At 70.3% G+C, this 16,064-nt stretch carries 13 protein-coding genes and 1 tRNA gene; 4 read left to right on the top strand and 10 right to left on the bottom strand.

The genetic code is table 11. The features are described from left to right. Nucleotides 1–85 precede the first annotated feature (85 nt). The 8 genes from M1L60_RS16855 to M1L60_RS16820 all read right to left on the bottom strand — a co-directional run bounded on the left by M1L60_RS16855 (nucleotide 86) and on the right by M1L60_RS16820 (nucleotide 7,238). Nucleotides 86–159: transfer RNA gene (locus M1L60_RS16855), tRNA-Met, on the bottom strand. Nucleotides 160–415: 256 nt separating this feature from the next. Continuing rightward, on the bottom strand, nucleotides 416–1,711 hold the full coding sequence (locus M1L60_RS16850) for a DUF6745 domain-containing protein (RefSeq protein WP_253238353.1): 1,296 nt from the start codon (nucleotides 1,709–1,711) through the stop codon (nucleotides 416–418). Between the two features lie 8 nt (nucleotides 1,712–1,719). Continuing rightward, entirely contained in the window at nucleotides 1,720–2,037 is a 318-nt protein-coding gene (locus M1L60_RS16845; protein WP_253238352.1) for a DUF8820 family protein, read from the bottom strand. A 301-nt stretch (nucleotides 2,038–2,338) separates the two neighbouring features. Then, entirely contained in the window at nucleotides 2,339–3,199 is an 861-nt protein-coding gene (locus M1L60_RS16840; RefSeq protein WP_253238351.1) for an STM4011 family radical SAM protein, read from the bottom strand. Then, nucleotides 3,189–4,493, bottom strand: a complete 1,305-nt coding sequence (locus M1L60_RS16835) for an STM4012 family radical SAM protein (protein WP_253238350.1) — start codon at nucleotides 4,491–4,493, stop codon at nucleotides 3,189–3,191. Before M1L60_RS16835 ends, M1L60_RS16840 begins: the two co-directional genes overlap by 11 nt. Then, nucleotides 4,490–5,287 (bottom strand): STM4013/SEN3800 family hydrolase, encoded by a 798-nt coding sequence (locus M1L60_RS16830; protein WP_253238349.1) that lies wholly within the window; start codon nucleotides 5,285–5,287, stop codon nucleotides 4,490–4,492. Before M1L60_RS16830 ends, M1L60_RS16835 begins: the two co-directional genes overlap by 4 nt. Further along, nucleotides 5,275–6,321 carry an STM4014 family protein gene (locus M1L60_RS16825; RefSeq protein ID WP_253238348.1) on the bottom strand — a complete coding sequence of 349 codons (1,047 nt, stop codon included), beginning with the start codon at nucleotides 6,319–6,321 and terminating at the stop codon, nucleotides 5,275–5,277. Before M1L60_RS16825 ends, M1L60_RS16830 begins: the two co-directional genes overlap by 13 nt. Beyond that, nucleotides 6,318–7,238, bottom strand: coding sequence for an STM4015 family protein (locus M1L60_RS16820; RefSeq protein WP_253238347.1), 921 nt, complete (start codon nucleotides 7,236–7,238; stop codon nucleotides 6,318–6,320). Before M1L60_RS16820 ends, M1L60_RS16825 begins: the two co-directional genes overlap by 4 nt. Before the next feature lie 176 nt (nucleotides 7,239–7,414). Here M1L60_RS16820 and M1L60_RS16815 point away from each other — a divergent pair, with 176 nt between their 5' ends. Continuing rightward, nucleotides 7,415–10,651: a S8 family peptidase gene (locus M1L60_RS16815; protein WP_253238346.1), complete on the top strand. Its 3,237-nt coding sequence runs from the start codon at nucleotides 7,415–7,417 to the stop codon at nucleotides 10,649–10,651. A gap of 39 nt (nucleotides 10,652–10,690) precedes the next feature. On the opposite strand, the gene M1L60_RS16810 is transcribed toward M1L60_RS16815, so the two are convergent. Then, nucleotides 10,691–11,392, bottom strand: a complete 702-nt coding sequence (locus tag M1L60_RS16810) for an SDR family oxidoreductase (RefSeq protein ID WP_253238345.1) — start codon at nucleotides 11,390–11,392, stop codon at nucleotides 10,691–10,693. A gap of 127 nt (nucleotides 11,393–11,519) precedes the next feature. Between M1L60_RS16810 and M1L60_RS16805 the strand changes: the two genes are divergently transcribed. Next, on the top strand, nucleotides 11,520–12,071 hold the full coding sequence (locus M1L60_RS16805; RefSeq protein ID WP_253238344.1) for a TetR/AcrR family transcriptional regulator: 552 nt from the start codon (nucleotides 11,520–11,522) through the stop codon (nucleotides 12,069–12,071). A 225-nt stretch (nucleotides 12,072–12,296) separates the two neighbouring features. Here the strand turns inward: M1L60_RS16805 and M1L60_RS16800 are convergent, their stop codons facing one another. Beyond that, the gene (locus M1L60_RS16800) at nucleotides 12,297–13,343 is read right to left on the bottom strand and encodes a lamin tail domain-containing protein (protein ID WP_253238343.1); all 1,047 of its coding nucleotides are present in this window, start codon (nucleotides 13,341–13,343) and stop codon (nucleotides 12,297–12,299) included. Between the two features lie 682 nt (nucleotides 13,344–14,025). Here M1L60_RS16800 and M1L60_RS16795 point away from each other — a divergent pair. Next, nucleotides 14,026–14,763 (top strand): pentapeptide repeat-containing protein, encoded by a 738-nt coding sequence (locus tag M1L60_RS16795; protein WP_253238342.1) that lies wholly within the window; start codon nucleotides 14,026–14,028, stop codon nucleotides 14,761–14,763. 36 nt (nucleotides 14,764–14,799) lie between these two features. Beyond that, nucleotides 14,800–16,050 (top strand): TerC family protein, encoded by a 1,251-nt coding sequence (locus M1L60_RS16790; RefSeq protein WP_253238341.1) that lies wholly within the window; start codon nucleotides 14,800–14,802, stop codon nucleotides 16,048–16,050. Nucleotides 16,051–16,064 lie beyond the last annotated feature (14 nt).

The raw sequence follows: 16,064 nt of genomic DNA, 5'->3' as shown, positions 1-16,064 counted from the left end.
AACGTGGGGTCTGGGGGCTCGGCCCCCAGGAATAAGCGAAGAGGCCCCGGTCCGCGCTTTCCGCGGACAAGGGCCCCTCGACTCGTAGCGGGGACAGGATTTGAACCTGCGACCTCTGGGTTATGAGCCCAGCGAGCTACCGAGCTGCTCCACCCCGCGTCGGTAGGTAAAGCCTACCCCTTCTCCTCGGTGGCGACCAGCAGGGGGTCGAATCGCGCCTTGGAATGTCAGTTGCTGCAGGTCAGAGTGTTTTGCCCGTGGGTCAGGGCGGTGGGCCCGTGGCCTGCTGTCGGTCGGGCGGACCGGGCACCAGGGCTTCTCAGCGGACGGGGGAGTGACGCCGCAGCCCCCCGCGTACGCCGCCGGCTCCCGCGCGGCAGACCCACGTCTGTTGCGGGTGCGGCGGGGTGCGGGGTCAGGTTTGGATTTTGGGGTGGTAGTCGGTGGCTTCCAGGCCGAAGGTCCAGGCGACGCCTTCGCGGGCTGTGCGGACTGTGGGTGGGACGCGGAGCCAGTAGATGCGGCTGGTGCCGTCGGGTTCGGGGGTGGCGTTCACGACCTCGACCATGACCAGGGGCTCGTCGCCGGGGAGGGGGAGGTGCCAGAGCGTGCCTGTTTCGTCTTTGTGCAAGGACTGGGCGCCTGCCTCGCGTAGGTAGCGGTCGTAGCCGAAGTGTTCGAGCATGACTCGGCGGAGCTCGGCGTTGGGTTCGGCGCCTATGCGGTCGGCGGTGAGGGTGGGGAGTTCCGCGGCCAGGTCGGTAGGGATGGGCATGCCGCGCCAGGCCCACAGGGCGTAGCCGTCGGGGAATTGCAGGGCGGGGCCCTCGCCGCGGTGCAGTCGGCCCACGTTGTCGCGGGCGATTCGGGTCGGGCGGTCGGTCAGGATGGCGTAGCGGGAGGTGGCCCACCACCAGCCGCTGTTGCGGGCGACCGTGGCCAGGCCGGTGAGGTTGTCGAGGAGGGCGGCGCCGGGGTACAGGCGGTCGGCGGCCTCGAACGTGGCCAGCCAGACACCGTCGTGCTGGCCGTAGATGGCGTCCAGCAGGCGGGAACGGGCGGCTCGGCCCAGGGTGGTGGGTAGGTCGGCCATCAGGTCGTCGCCCAGGCGTTGGCGTAGGCGGCCGGCGACTCTGTCCATCACCAGAGACCAGGAACGGCGGCCGGCGGCTGCGGTCAGTTGGGACCAGCCTTCGACGCCCAGCACCTGTGAGGCTCGTTCGCGGGCGGCGGCCCACGGCTCGGTGCGGATCTGGCGCCGCACCGAACTGCCAGCCACAGGAGATGGATGTGAGGTGGCGGCGCCCGCGCTTTCATCGGGCGGCAAGCGTCGCGCCGAGGTAGAAGCGGCATCCGTGTTTTTGCTTGGCTGCGGCCGCAGCAGCGACGTGTCCGCGTCGGCTGAGGAGCGGGCGGCGGTGGAGTTGAGGGGGCCGGAGAAGCCTTGTTGTTGCAGGGCTGTCAGCACCTCGGTCACCCATGTGGGGCCCTCGGGAGGGGTGCCGGACAGGAGAGCGGCGGCCACGGCGCCGGCCCGGGGGGAGGAGAGCCAGAAGATTTGCTCGGGCTCGGGGAGGCCGGCCTGGCGGTAGGCCTCTCGGACGCCCTCTTCGGCGGCGGGGCGGTTGGCGGGGGCGGTTTCCAGGGCGGCGGCCAGCCATTGGTCTTCGATGGCGGCGGCGGTGGCTTCCTGGTGGTCGGTCAGGCGCATGCGGGGCCTCAGTCGGCGACGGGGCGGAAGGAGCCGGGAACGTACTCGCGTTGGCGGATCACTCGGTAGTGGCCGGCGGGGAGGGAGATCGGGCCGTGTTCCTCGTGGGTGACGCGGCCGTACTGCGGGGCGTCGATGAACATGCGGTCGGGGTCGTCGAGGTCGGCCAGCAGACGCAGGCCGGGGCCGCCGATCACGTGAGCGTGGCCGGTGGCCTCGCCGCGGGCCAGCACCATGCGGCCGCGGCGGTCTCGGGGCACGGCCGAGCACAGCGGCAACTCGCCCTCGGTGACGGGCACGATCAAGACGTCTCCCTGCCGATACATCAGGCCTCCCAGCTCCGGCAACGCACGAACGGTACCGCCCGGGTACGACATTTTTCCGTGGCGATTCGCGGGATCTTGATCTTGCATGAAGGGCGCAGGGACCCGGTCGCGGCGAGGGAAAGGAGAGTCGACGGCGGCCGTGACACCAAGCCACAAGACGCCCGGAGACCACCGTTGCGGCGACCCCTCGAGAGGGCGGCAGCGATCCTCGGCGGGCGATGGCGATCCCTTGAGCGGCGGTGGCGATGCCATCGAACGGCGGTGGGCGATCCCTTGAAGGGCGAGGGCGAGTTGGTGGTGGTCAGGTGGTGGGCCAGGCGGCGGGGATGCGTTCGAGCAGGCCCTCGGTGTAGACGTCGCGCAGGGCCAGCGGCTTCAGGTGGACGTAGCCGATGTGGCAGTCGCAGAGGTTGTTGGTGCACGGTCGCGGACGCAGGGCCGAGCGCCAACTGTCGTCGTACAGGTTGCCCAACGGCGTGGGGATGAAGTGGCACCGCCGCACGGTGCCGTCGCCCAGCACCGAGATGGCTGTCTCGCCGGCGTGGCAGGGCAGGCCCAGCGAGGGGTGTGGCCGCACGCTGTCGCCGAAGCGCGGGTCGAGCGCCGTCCAGCGCGCCTCTTCGTCCGAGGTGTAGACGTGGCCCTCGGCAGCGTTGATCCAGACGTACACGGATGGGGGTAGGGCCGCTCGTAACGCGACCGCCTCGTCGTGGTGGGCGGGCAACCCGACCACGCCCACCGAGTAGCGGATGCCCAAGTCGTCCAGCTCGCGGCAGCGGTCGAGGAAGCGATCCCGGCTGACCTGTCCGGGATGGTAGGTGGCCCACAGCGCGGCCACCCGATTGTCTGCTTCGGACAGAAACGAGACCCGGGCGGCCAGGTTGGTCTGGATCGCCACCCGGGCCACGTGCGGCAGGTGGGAGAGGCGGACGATCGTGTCGCGGTACCAGCTGCGGGTCAGGCCCTCGCCCCACGGGGTGAACAGCACCGACAGCCGGCGGTCGGTGGTGGCCTCGACCCAGCCGGCGAAGCGCTCGAGGTCGGCGCGGTCGGCCCGCAGCAGTTCGGGTGGGTCGACGCGCTTGGCGAACGGGCAGTACGGGCAGTCGTAGTTGCAGCTCGCGAGCGGGCCGCGATACAAGACGTAGAGGTCATCGGGCAACGTACGCGCCCATCGCCTCGCGCACCGGGCCGGAGACCAGCCAGGGGCCGATCGCGTCGGACCGGGCCAGCCCGGCGGCGGTCAGGCAGCGGTGGTCGTCGGTCAGCCACCCGCGGTCGACCAGCTCTTTCAGCTGGGGGAAGTCGTCGGTGTGGGCGCGGCCGAAGCGCTCGCGGTAGGCGTCGGCGTCCACGCCCGTACGCCGGAGCAGGGATTTCAGCAGCCAGCGGCGGCGCTGTTCGGTCTGGTCGAGGTCGAAGCCGATCTCGGCGTAGCGGAAGTCGCCGGGCGGACGGGAGAGGTAGTCGTCGATGACGGCCCGGACCTCGGTGACGCCGACCGCGTAGTCGAACGAGTAGTGCAGCGACGTCGTGTACGACCGGGCGCCGCAGCCGAGGCCGACCATGCCGTCGTCCTGGCAGCAGTAGTCGGGGCCGTCGATCGCCGGCGCCCCGGCCCGCCGGAACTGGCGCATCGACTGCTGTTCGTAACCGGCGGCGGTCAGCACCTCGACCGCCTGGTGGTACAGCTCTTGTCGCTGGCTGTCCCAGCCCTCGCGACCGCCGGCGCGCCGGCCCAGACCGGTCAGCGGACGAACGTACAGGGGGTAGAGGTAGAGCTCTTCGGGCTGCCAGCGCAACGCCTCGTCGAGCGAGTGCTGCCAGGTCTGCGCGGTCTGCCCGTCGATGCCGTAGATGAGGTCGACGTTGAGGACCGGAATCTCCGCGGCCCGGATGACCTCGAGCGCGGCGAGCACGTCGGCCAGCCGCTGGGGCCGACCGGCGGCGTGGGCCTCGGAGTCGAGGAAGCTCTGCACGCCCATGCTGACCCGGGTCGTGCCGTGCGCAGCCAGCACGGCCAGCCGATCGGGCGTGGCGGTGGCCGGCGACGTCTCGACCGACAGGGGCCGGCGGTCGCGGCCGAAGGCGAGCCCGACGATCTCGAACAGCGACTCGAGTTCGGGCGCGGTGAGGTAGGTGGGGGTGCCGCCACCGATCGCCAGCTGCGCGAACGAGGCGTCGCCGGCCAGGGATTCCCGGACGGCAGCGGCCTGCCGTTTCAGTTGGGCCAGATAGGCCGTCACCTGTTCGGCGGGCGGGTTGGCGCGGGTGAAGAGGTTGCAGAAGCCGCACCGCATCTCGCAGAACGGCAGATGCACGTACCCGAAGAGCGCGTCCCGCCGTTCCGCGGCCCACACCTCGCTCAGCGGACGTCGCGGCGACAGCTGCCGATAGGCCGTCTTGTGCGGGTAGGCGTAGAGATAGCCCTGGTAGGGGGACTGGTCGAGCGTCACTGTGGCCTCACGACGAAGTCGGCGTACGGCACGGTCCAGACCGCCTCGTGGGCGACGCGATGGCCGACGTGGCCGTCCTCGCCGTAGAGCGTGCCGTGGTCGGAGCAGATGATCACCTGGCAGGGCCGGCCCCGGCTCGTCACCAGCTCGAGCAGCCGGCCCAACTCGCCGTCCACATAGGCCAGAGCGGCGGCGTGGCTGGCCAGGCTGTCGGCGGTCGCGCCGGGCCGGTAGTGCTTGTTCGGCTGGTGCAGGGCGGCCACGTTGATGAACGAGAACAGCGGCCGGTCGGCGGGCAGCCCGGCGACGATGCCCCGCAGATGGTCGATCTGAGCCCCGAGACAACCGGGCGCGGTGACCCCGAAGGCCGGTTCCCAGTGCGACTCGGCGAACAGGCCGGGCAGCACGCGACCGAGCGGCGCCCCCGGGTTGAAGAAGCCGACGCCGCCCAGGCAGACCGTGTGGTAGCCCTCTTCGGCCAGCGCTGTCGGCAGGTCGGCGGCGTCGAAGACGTACGTCGAGGGGCCGCTCGTCTCGCTGCCGGCGAACCGGGCCGCGAACAGCCGCTCGTGCGGCCCGGGCGTCACCGGAGTGGGCAGGAACCCGGCGAAGAACGCGTGGTGCGCCGCGTAGGTGAAGCTGGCCGGAGTGTGCCGCCTTTCCCACTGCCCGCCCGGCAGCACCCGGGCCAGCGTCGGCGTGCGGCCCGCGGCCAGTTCGGCCACGGCCACGTCGTAGCGCAGCGTGTCGAGGGTGACGAGCAGCAGGTCGTGCCCGCCGATCAGCTCACGCACGCGGCCTCCCGGCGGTCGAGCGCGGCCACCTCGGCGTCGTAGGTGTCGTGACCCACGAGCAGGTCGCCGAACGCGTTGACCTCGGCCACCGCGTGCCCGCGCCAGCCCGCGCGGAACATCAGATCGACGCCCACGTGCAGGCTGCCCGGGAAGCACCGGGCCACCGCGGCGCAGGTCGCCATGGCCTCGGCCCAGCCGACGGGCCCGGCCGCGGCCCGCACGGCCGCCACGTCGCCGCGGACGTTGCCCAGGTGCAGGTTGGTCAGCGGGGTGCGGCTCGCCCGTACCACCACGTGCGACGGCTCCCCGGCGATCACGAGCACCCGCAGATCGAGCACGCGGTCGCCCAGCCCGGCCTTGGGATACCAGCGTTCGACGTGCAGGCCGTCGGGGCCGAGCCGGTCGACGATGCAGGCGATCGTGGCCTCGTCGTCGTAGCGGCGCACGCGCAGGTTGTTGTAGAGCCGGCCGTCGTCGCCCAGCTCGACCGAGGTGGTGGCCTGGATGCGGGCGCCGGCGACGGCCAGCGCCAGCACCCCGGACGCGGACGACCCGTGAGCCGGCTTGACGAAGACCCGGGACCACCCGCTCGCGCGCATGGCCGCCCGCAGCGCGGCGTAGCCGTCGACCTCGGGCAGGGCCGGCGGAACCGGGATGCCGGCCGCGTGCAGCAGCGCATGGCAGCGGCGCTTGTCGCTCATGGTCAGGATGTCGCCGGGCGGATTGAGCAGGTGACCGCCACCGGCCGCGATGCGGTCGAGAGCCACCCCCAGGCCCGCGTACGCCGCCGCGCCCCCGTCGATCTCGCCCGGTGCGACCACCATGGCCGCGCCGCGCAGCAGCCGGTCGACCTCGGCGTCCTCGCCCGGCGAGTCGATCCGCACGGTCTCGCCCGGGCCGGGCACCGGGCCGCCGGTGAGCACGGACCGCCACGGATAGACCGCGGGCGCGGCCCGACCGGCCCGCGCGACCGCCGCCGCGAAGAGCCCGACCCGGCGGTTCTGCGGGTTGCCGACCACGGCCAGCCGCGTCATTCCGCGACCGCTGTGTAACGGCCCCATTCCTCTTCCTGCTGCCGGTCGGCGATGTCGACCCGGACGCCGGGCAGCTCGTCGACCAGGCGCTGGGCCAGCTCGTCGGAGAGGAAGTGGTGGGTGAGGGCGAGCGACTTCAGGTGGGTGAGCGGCTGACCGGCCAGCAGCGCCTCGCCGCCCGTGTCGGACAGCGCGCCCATCGACAGGTCGAGCTCGGTCAGCCGGGCCACCACCGGCGCGGCGGCCAGGGCCGCGGCCACCTCGTCGGCGATCTCGGCGTTGCGCAGGCCGAGCGCCGTGAGCGCGGGCAGGGCCCGGCCGGCCAGGATCGGGGCCAGGTCGTCGGCCCGGGCGTCGCCGCCGTAGTTGTCGACGCCCAGCCACAGCTCGAGACGGGTCAGGTTGGGGAAGTCACTGGCCGCGACGGCGCGGACGACGTCGACCGGGAGGCCGCCGGACTGGAAGACGAGTTCACGCAGGCCCTCGTGGCGCACCGGGCGCAGCACCAGGCCGTCGGCACCGCGCACCCACAGGGACTCGAGCCGCGGGAACGCCTCGAGCAACGGGGTCAGATCGTCTTGCTTGATCCAGGAGATCTCGCACTGCTCATAGGTGAGCTCGGCGGCGAACAGGAAGCGCAGCCGGCTGAGCCGGGCAGCGTTGCGCACGATCAGATCGACCGGGAAGCTGCGCTCGTAGGCCTCGCCCCACTCGCCGACGACCAGCGCCACCGGGCCGCCCTCGCCGGTGCGTTTCAGCAGCTCTTCGAAGGCGCGCTCGAACTCGGCGGCATCGGCGTCGAATTCTTCCATCTCGAGGCGCCAGGCCACGGCGGTCGGATCGGCCGGCGCCTCGTCGGCATCCCAGGCCACGATCGGCAGGCCCGCGAACGTGCTGAGCTTCTCATTGATCGTCACGGGCGGAACCCTAACAACGCCCTCCGACAATTTCCGGCGAAGCCCGCGAGCCGGAGATAGTTACTTTTCCATTAATTAATACAAGGTGGCAGTGGATCTTCGGGCAACCGCGTTGCACGATCTTGCGCACCGACGCGCAACCCGCGCGGAGATCCATCGAGGAGCCTCCATTGCACGTGAGGACCCGCCGCCTGCTCGCGGCCGGCCTGCTCGTGGCCGGCCTGACCGCCGTCCCCGCCACCGCGGGGCAGGCCGCACCAGCGGCCCCGAGTGGCACTGTTCCCTACACCGTCACCCTGCTCACCGGTGATGTCGTGACCGTCAGCCCGGACATTCCGGGCTGCGGCGGCGTCCGGGTGCAGCCCGCCGCCCGCAGTGGCGCCATAGTGCGCCGCTGCGACCCCGACGGGCACGTCCACGTCATCCCGTCCTCGGTCGCCGGGCAGATCGGCACGCTCTACGACGAGGACCTGTTCGACGTCACCACGCTCATCGCCAACGGGTACGACGACGCCCGCTCGCCCGACCTGCCGGTGATCATGCGGCCGTCGGGCAACGCCAGGATCGCCGGTAAGGCCCTGCCCAGCATCGGCGCCGTGGCCGTGCGCCTGCCCAAGAAGCAGGACGCGGCCGCCCGCAGGAGCAGCAGCGGCGCCGCCGAGAAGATCTGGCTCGACCATCGCGTACGGGCCACCCCGCTGCGCGGCTCCGGCCGCCTCGACACCAACCTGGCCCAGATCTCGGCCCCGCAGGCCTGGAAGGCCGGCTTCACCGGTCGAGGGGTCCGCGTCGCCGTGCTCGACACCGGCGCAGACTTCACCCACCCCGACCTGGCCGGCCGGGTCGCCGAGCGGGCCGACTTCATCGACGAGGGCGGCGACGCGACCGACCTCAATGGACACGGCACCCACGTGGCAACCACGGTGGCCGGTTCCGGCGCGGCCTCGGGCGGCGCCCGGCGCGGTGTCGCCCCGGACGCCACGCTGCTGGTCGGCAAGGTGCTCGACGAGCACGGCGGCGGCTCCGACTCGCAGGTCATCGCCGGCATGGAGTGGGCCGCGGCCCGGGCCGACGTGGTCAGCATGAGCCTGGGCGACTCGCTCTCGGGCGAGGACGGCCCGCTCACCCGGTCCCTGAACCAGTTGAGCGCGTCGACCGGCGCGCTGTTCGTGGTCGCGGCCGGCAACGACGGTCCCGGCCCGGGCACGGTCGCCTCGCCGGGCAACGCCGCCTCGGCGCTCACTGTCGGTGCTGTGGACGCCAAAGACCGGATCGCCGACTTCTCCAGCCGGGGCCCGCTCACCGTCGCGCGCTCGGCCAAGCCGGAGGTGACCGCCCCGGGCGTCGACATCGTGGCCGGCCGGGCCGAGGGCACCACGCTGGGCGCGCCGATCGACGCGCGCTACGTCAGCCTGTCCGGCACCTCGATGGCCACGCCCCACGTGGCCGGCGAGATCGCCCTGATCAAACAGCGTCACCCCGGCTGGACCGCGGCCGAGCTCAAGGCGGCCGCCATCGGCGCCACCGACCCGGTGCCGGGCTCGAACGTCTACACCGCCGGCGCCGGACGGGTCGACGCCGCGCGGGCGTTGGGCAGCGTGGTCAGCCGTACGCCGGTAGTTGCCCTGGGCGCGACCGGCACCAGCGCGTCATTGCAGTGGGCGGCGACCGAGGCCACCACGCTGCGGCTCGACGTGGCCGAGCGTGGCGCGGCGCTGAGCACGACCACGATCAAGATCGGTCGTAACGGGACGGGCAACGCGACGCTGCGGATCGACCGGTCGGCCCTGCGTGGGCGCACCGGCTTCTTCGAGGCCGTCGTCACCGCGCGTACGCCGAAGGGGGATCTGGTCAGCCGCACCCCGGTGACCTTCGAGATCCCGGGGCCGCGCCACACCCTGACCGTCGCCACCAAGCCGGTTCCGGACGCCTACGAGGGCGGCACGACCCTGGTCACGGCCAGCGTGATCAACGAGGACGACCCGGCAGTGGCCGCCCGCGGGACCAGCGGCGACCCCGGCGACACGCTGAGCTTCGCCGATCTGCCCGCCGGTCGGTACGCGTTGCAGACGAGCTACTTCAGCAACCCGCCCGACTACGAGAGCTCGCGGGTCACCGTGGTCAACGACGAGATCACCGTGCGCGGCGACCTGCGGATCAACGCCGATCCGGCCCGGGCCGAGCCGTTGAGCGCCACTGTGGACGGAGTGTCGACCCGCATCGACGAGGCGTCGGTCTCGATGTACCGCACGGCCGCGACCGGGCTGAGCTGGGTCCAGCAGTTCTCGGTCTTCGGCGCCGATCCCGTACGTCTCTCGGTCGCTCCGATCCCGAAGCCGCAGGCCGGAACCATGCGCGTCTACACCGCGTACAGCCTGGTCTCTCCCACGCAGCGACCGACCCCGTACCACTACGACTTGCTGCGGGCTCACCCGAACGGCCTGCGGGCCGGGGAGAACTACCGGGTCACCCGGGCCGAGCACGCCAAGCTCGGCCGCATCGAGCAGCACAGCAACGTCATGACCTTCCCGTACGAGGTGATCCCGGCCATGCGCCGCTACGGGTACACGCCGCAGGGGGAATGGCTGTCGCACAGCTACTCCGACCAGTTGCCGGCCGTGCGCACCGACTACGTGTCACCCGGCTTCCTCTGGCAGGACGAGGGTCAGTTCAGTCAGATGGGGCAGGAAGGTCCCCGGGCGTACGCCCCCGGCAGTCGCACGGAGAAGCAGTGGGGCCGCCAGCCGGTGCACTCCGACTGGTACGACAACCCGGACGGCGCGGAATGGGTCTGTGCCGCCCCGCCCTCGCGTACGTCGGGGAACCTGCACTTCGACCTGACCACGCAGACCGAGCTGCACGACCGCACCGACTGCCTGGTCGCGGGATCGGTGCTGTTCACGCGGCAGATGTCGCTGTATCGCAACGGCGAACTGGTGGGTTCGAAGGCGGCGTCGCGGGCGGACTTCTCGGTGCCGCGTGAGTTCGCTGACTACCGGCTGCAGTTCGATGTGGACATGAGCCGCATCCAGACCATCTCGACGAAGACCAGTACGTCGTGGACGTTCCGGTCAGCCGGTCCGGCCGGTCCGGGCACGGCGCGGCTGCCGCTGCTCGCTGTCGATTACGACCTGGCGCTCGACCGTCTCAACCACGCGACGGGCCGGGCGGCGACGTTCACCGTGCGCCAGTCGCGGGAACTCCGGCCGCAGCGGGTCACTGCTTTCACCGTACGAACCTCGGTCGACGACGGTAAGAGCTGGCGACCGGTCACCGTGAAGCGGTCGGGCGGGACCTTCCAGGCGGTGCTCCCGAAGCCGCCGGCCGGTGGATTCCTGTCGCTGCGCGTGACCGCCCAGGCCGACGGGGGCAGCGGCATCGATCAAACCATCATGCACGCGTACGCCGGATAGAACCCGAGCCTGGGGCGGCCCCCACCCGCCCCAGGCTCGTCAGGCCGCCAGCTGCGGATACAGCACCGTGATGTCGCCGGACAGGCCCGACTTGACCCCGCGCGAGACCTCGTCGGCCAGCACTTCGAACGCGTTCGTCTCGACCCCGTCCAGCGCGGCCGCGGCCACGTCCCCCGCGTCCGACTTGGGGGCGTCGATCTTCGCGGTCATGTCGGTGTCCACGTAGGCGACGTGCAGACCGGTGACCACGATGCCGCGCGGGCGCAACTGCAGGCGCAGCGAGTTGGTCTGCGACCAGAGGGCGGCCTTGGAGGCGCTGTACGGGCCGCCGTCGGCCAGCCAGGACAGGGCCGAGTGCACGTTGAGCAGGTGACCGCCGCCGTTGCCCTCGATCACCGGTACGAAGGCCCGGGTCACCAGCAGCGGGCCGTAGAAGTTGGTGTCGAGGTCCCGCCGCACCTCGTCCAGCGGCGAGGTCAGGTACGAGGCGCCGGCCGAGGCGCCCGCGTTGTTGATCAGGATCGTCACGTCGGAGGCCCGCGCGGCCACGTCGGCGACTGAGGCCTCGTCGGTGACCTCGAGCTTCAGCGGTACGGCGTCGGGGTGGGTCACGGTCCGCGGGTCGCGCGCCGTGGCGTAGACCTTGGCCGCCCCGCGCCGGAACAGCTCGTCGACCAGCGCCTTCCCGATGCCGCGGCTGCCGCCGGTGACGAGGACGACGGAGTCTTTGATGGCTGTCATGTCGGGCCTTTCGCGTCGGTGGAAACCGATCGGTTTCTACTACGACCGTAAACCGATCGGTTTCCACGCGGCAAGACGATGTGACATGGAAAACCGATCAGTTTCCAGACGGAGTAGTCTGGTCGGCGTGACTGACACCCGGGAGCGCTTGCTCGACGCCGCAGCCGACCTCTTCTATCGCGAGGGCGTCAACGTCGGGGTCGAGGCGCTGACCAAGGCGGCGGGCGTGTCGAAGCGCTCGATGTACCAGCTCTTCGGCAGCAAGGACGACGTGCTGGCGGCGAGCCTGGAGCGCATCGCACCTGGTTACAGCGCGACGTTGCTGCCTGAGGATGGGTCGGGGACGCCGCGTGAGCGCATCCTGCACGTCTTCCGGGTGGTCGAAGAGGTCGCGCCTCAGCCCGGGTTTCACGGTTGCCCGTTCCTGGCGACGTCGGTCGAGATCAAGGCGGCCGATCATCCGGCGCGGGTGGTGGCGCGGCGCTTCAAGGACGGGCTCGGTGAGTTCTTCCGCCGCGAACTGGTGGCGGGGGGCGCCGAGGCGCCGGAGCGGGTGGCCCAGCAGCTGGTCATGACGTTCGACGGGGCGAGCGCGTGGGGCGTGATGCACGGCGACGGCGTGAACGGGCAGGCCGTACGGATGGCTGAGATCTTGCTCGACGCGGCCGGGGTCGCCTGATCGCTCGTGGTGCGGGCTCGGCCGGCCCACCAGCCAGAACCCGCCCTCCCAAGGGGGAGCCCCCGCTGGTCATTATCCGGGGAGTTCGCATGATCGCGCTTGGGTGCTGTGGACGGGGCGGGATTGTGGACAAGGAAGCGTGGGGGTTGGGCGGGATATAAGAAGGCCCGGCCTCCCCGTTGCGGAGAAGCCGGGCCTCAGGTGAGAGCGCGCGGTGGGAGCCGGTCAGCAGTTGGTGTAGCCGGGGCCCAGCTTGGTCCACTTGCAGATGTCGACGTTGCCGCCGGCCGGGTTGCGCAGGTAGGCGATGTCACCCAGGTTGTCCCAGACGTAGCCCGCCTTGCCGGCGCGGCCCCAGTGACGGAACGAGCCGCTGTCCTTGCCCTTGCCCGTGCGCACCAGGTAGGACTGGCCGACATTGATGTTGATGTTCGGGAAGCGGTAGACGATGCCCTTGCCGTCCCGGACGGTCCAGCCGTTGATGTTGATGGCCTTCTTCGTCATGTTCGTGATCTTGAAGTACTCGTTGAGCAGGCTGCCGTTGCTGCCCGAGTCCGTGCCCGGCGGGTCGTACTGGATCCGGGTGAACTGGATCGCCGGGGTGGCCGGCGCCGGGGGCTTGGTCGTTGTCGGCGGCTTCGTGGTCGGGGGCGTTGTCGGCGGCTTGGTCGTCGGCGGAGTTGTCGGCGGCCGGGTCGTCGGCGGGGTGGTGGTCGGCGGGGTGGTGGTGGAGCCGCCCGGGGTCCAGTACTTGACCTCGCCCGACGTGGTGCCGATGACACCTTGCGAGTCGTCGCCGCTGAAGACGGCCCGCCAGTAGTGGTCGCCCCCCGGCTGGCCGGTGAGGGTCTCGGTGAATTTGGCGGTTTCACCGGCTGTCTTAGTGGTCCGCACCGTGGTCCATGTGGTGCCGTCCAACGGCCGCCGCTGGATCTGCACCGGCAGGCCCGGCTGCGCGGGAAGGGCGTCGCCCATCACCGTCAGCTTCCCGGCCGTCACCGCGTGGGGCTGGGGGTCCGGCATCCAGAACTTGACGGCGAGCTTCGCCTTGACCGTGATCGTGTTGGAGATCACGCTTCCCTGGCGGACCTGGAAGAGGAAGCCCGAGTCGACGAAGCGCCGGATCGAGAAGTTTCCGGACCCGTCGGCGGTAGCCAGCACCGGGCCGGTCTCGCCGGGCGACGTCCAGTCCTTCGCGGGCTGCATGTCGTCCCATCCGATCGCGGTTTCCCACAGCTGGACGGTCGAGTTCGGGTCGGCGGTGCCGGTCATGGTGATTTCGTCGAAGCCGACGACCTGCGCCGGTCCGGAAAGCTTAGGTGTGGCGGCAGCCGATGCGGGGGCAGCGATGGCAAAGGTCGCCGCGACCCCGATTACGACGGCCTTAGTCACGAGCCTGGAGATCATTCGCAGCAGTGTAGTGACAACGGGGGAGATCAGGATGGCCCGGTCAGACAATTACCGCGACCGTCAGGGCATCGGCCACGGCGCTTTACGGGGATGACCTCCGTCGCTGTTCGGGTGATTTATGTGGTTGCTTTTCCGAGCGCTGCTAGATCATGAGTTGCAGTGGTTGCAGCATGTGATCAACCGGCTACTCCTGATGAGATTCCCGTCGTCCGGGTGGCGTCAGGTAACGATCGCCTGTCAATTCACTCAAGTCCTTGACCTGCATAAGTAGCGCTTCGAAGGCCATCTAACAAGCTAAAAGTCCGAATGGTGAGGTTGAGTTTCGGCGAGTGTGTCCAATGTCGCAGTCGGATCCCGCGAGAATCGGCGGGGAGGGCTTTACCAGAATCGCCAGAATCGCATAACAACGGTTGTCTGCGTTCTTCCTTCGTTCATGTCCGAAGATGGGCAATTCGCGAGGTTGCTCGCCGGTAACCGCAGCGGCGTCGGACGATCCCGGGACCGGTTCGCCAGGCTCCCGGCGCGGTCTGGGACAGTGGGGGAAATGCCTGAACGGGAACTTCACGCCGACTGCTCGCGCTGCGCCGCCCTCTGCTGCGTCGCGCCGGCCTTCGCCAAATCGTCGGACTTCGCGATCAACAAGCCCGCGGGGACGCCCTGCCGCAACCTCGGGGGCGACTTCCGCTGCACGATTCACGAGCGGTTGGATGCCAGCGGCTTCCACGGCTGCGTGGTGTTCGACTGCTTCGGCGCGGGCCAGCGCATCACCCAGGAGACGTTCGGTGGCGGTGACTGGCACTCCAAGCCCGAGATGCTGGGCCTCCTGCCGATCGTGCGGCAGCTGCACGAACTGATGTGGCTGGTGAGCGAGGCCTTGACGTTGCCCGAGGCTCAGTCCGTACACGGGAAGTTGCGGGACGCTCTCGCCCGCATCGACCACCTCGCCGCCGGGTCACCGGCGGAGCTCCGAGCGCTCGACGTCGACGCTCAGCGGCGGCGGGTCAATCCGCTGCTGCAGCGGGCGAGCGACCTGGCCCGGGCCTCGATCAAGGGACGCCCGGACCACCGGGGCGCGCAGCTGATCGGCCGCAAGATGCGCGGGGCCGACCTGCGCGGGGCCAGCTTCCGCGGGGCGCTGCTGATCGGAGCCGACCTGCGCGACGCCGACCTCCGCCGGGCCGACTTCACGGGGGCGGACCTGCGTGGGACGGATCTGCGGGGCGCCGACCTGACCGGAGTGCTCTTCCTCACCGATTCGCAACGTCGAGCCGCGCTCACGTAAAGCGCGAAGAAACACATCGGCCCTACGATGAGCGGCATGCAGGATGTGTCGGGTGTGGTGTGGCTGCTGACTGTGCTCGGCATCGTCGGTCTGCTGTTGTACGACTTCTTCTTCCACGTACGCAAGGCGCACATCCCGTCGCTCGGCGAGGCCACCCGCTGGACGGTGGTCTACGTGTCGATCGCCGTGCTGTTCGGCGTCGGGGTGTGGATCTTCGGCGGCAACGACATGGGCGCCGAGTACTTCGCGGGCTACGTCACCGAGAAGGCGCTGTCGGTCGACAACCTCTTCGTCTTCCTGCTGCTGTTCTCGAGCTTCAAGGTGCCGCGGGCCGACCAGCAGAAGGTGTTGCTCGTCGGCATCGTCGTGTCGCTGCTGGCCCGTACGGGGTTCATCTTCCTCGGTTCGGCGCTGATCAACTCGTTCGCCTGGGTGTTCTATCTGTTCGGCCTGATCCTGCTGGTCACCGCGGGCAACCTGCTGCGCCAGCAGCACGGCGACGATTCGCCGCCCGACAACATCGTGATCCGGGTGGCCCGCAAGCTGCTGCGGACCTCCGACCACTACGACGGCGACAAGCTTTTCACGTACGAGGACGGCAAGCGCGTCCTCACGCCGATGCTGCTGGTCATGGTGGCGATCGGCGGCACCGACATCCTGTTCGCGCTCGACTCGATCCCGGCCATCTTCGGCCTCACCCAGAACGTGTACCTGGTCTTCACCGCGACCGCGTTCTCGCTGCTGGGCCTGCGTCAGCTCTACTTCCTGATCGACGGCCTGCTCGATCGGCTGGTCTACCTCTCGTACGGCCTGGCCGCGATCCTGGCCCTGATCGGCGTGAAGCTGATCCTGCACGCCATGCACGAGAACAACGTGCCGTTCATCAACAACGGCGAGTCGATCCACGTCGTCGAGATCTCGACCGCGCTGTCGCTCTCGCTGATCATCGGCATCCTGTTCGTCACCGTGGTGGCGTCGCTGCTCAGCCCCAAGGGCCGGGCCCAGACGTACGTCGCGGCGGCCCGCCGGCACGCGAACGAATTCCTCGACATCGAGACCGACCCGGCCTACTGCGACGAGATCTTCCACCGGCTGCTGGTCGAGGAGGCGCGCCTCAAGAGCCTGCCCGAGAAGTACCGGGCGCGGATCCGGGCCGAGGACGAGCTGATGGCCCTGCTCGGCCGGGCTCACAAGCTGCACGACGAACGGGTCGCCAACGGCACCTGCTTCGTCCCGGCCGGCGGCCCGCTCGCCGACAAGTCCCCGCTGAAGAGCGCGGAACAGTAAGAGCAGCGGAAGAC

The organism is Paractinoplanes aksuensis, assembly GCF_024137025.1.
GTDB classification, from domain to species: domain Bacteria; phylum Actinomycetota; class Actinomycetes; order Mycobacteriales; family Micromonosporaceae; genus Actinoplanes; species Actinoplanes aksuensis.
This window is presented reverse-complemented; position numbering and strand designations above follow the sequence as displayed.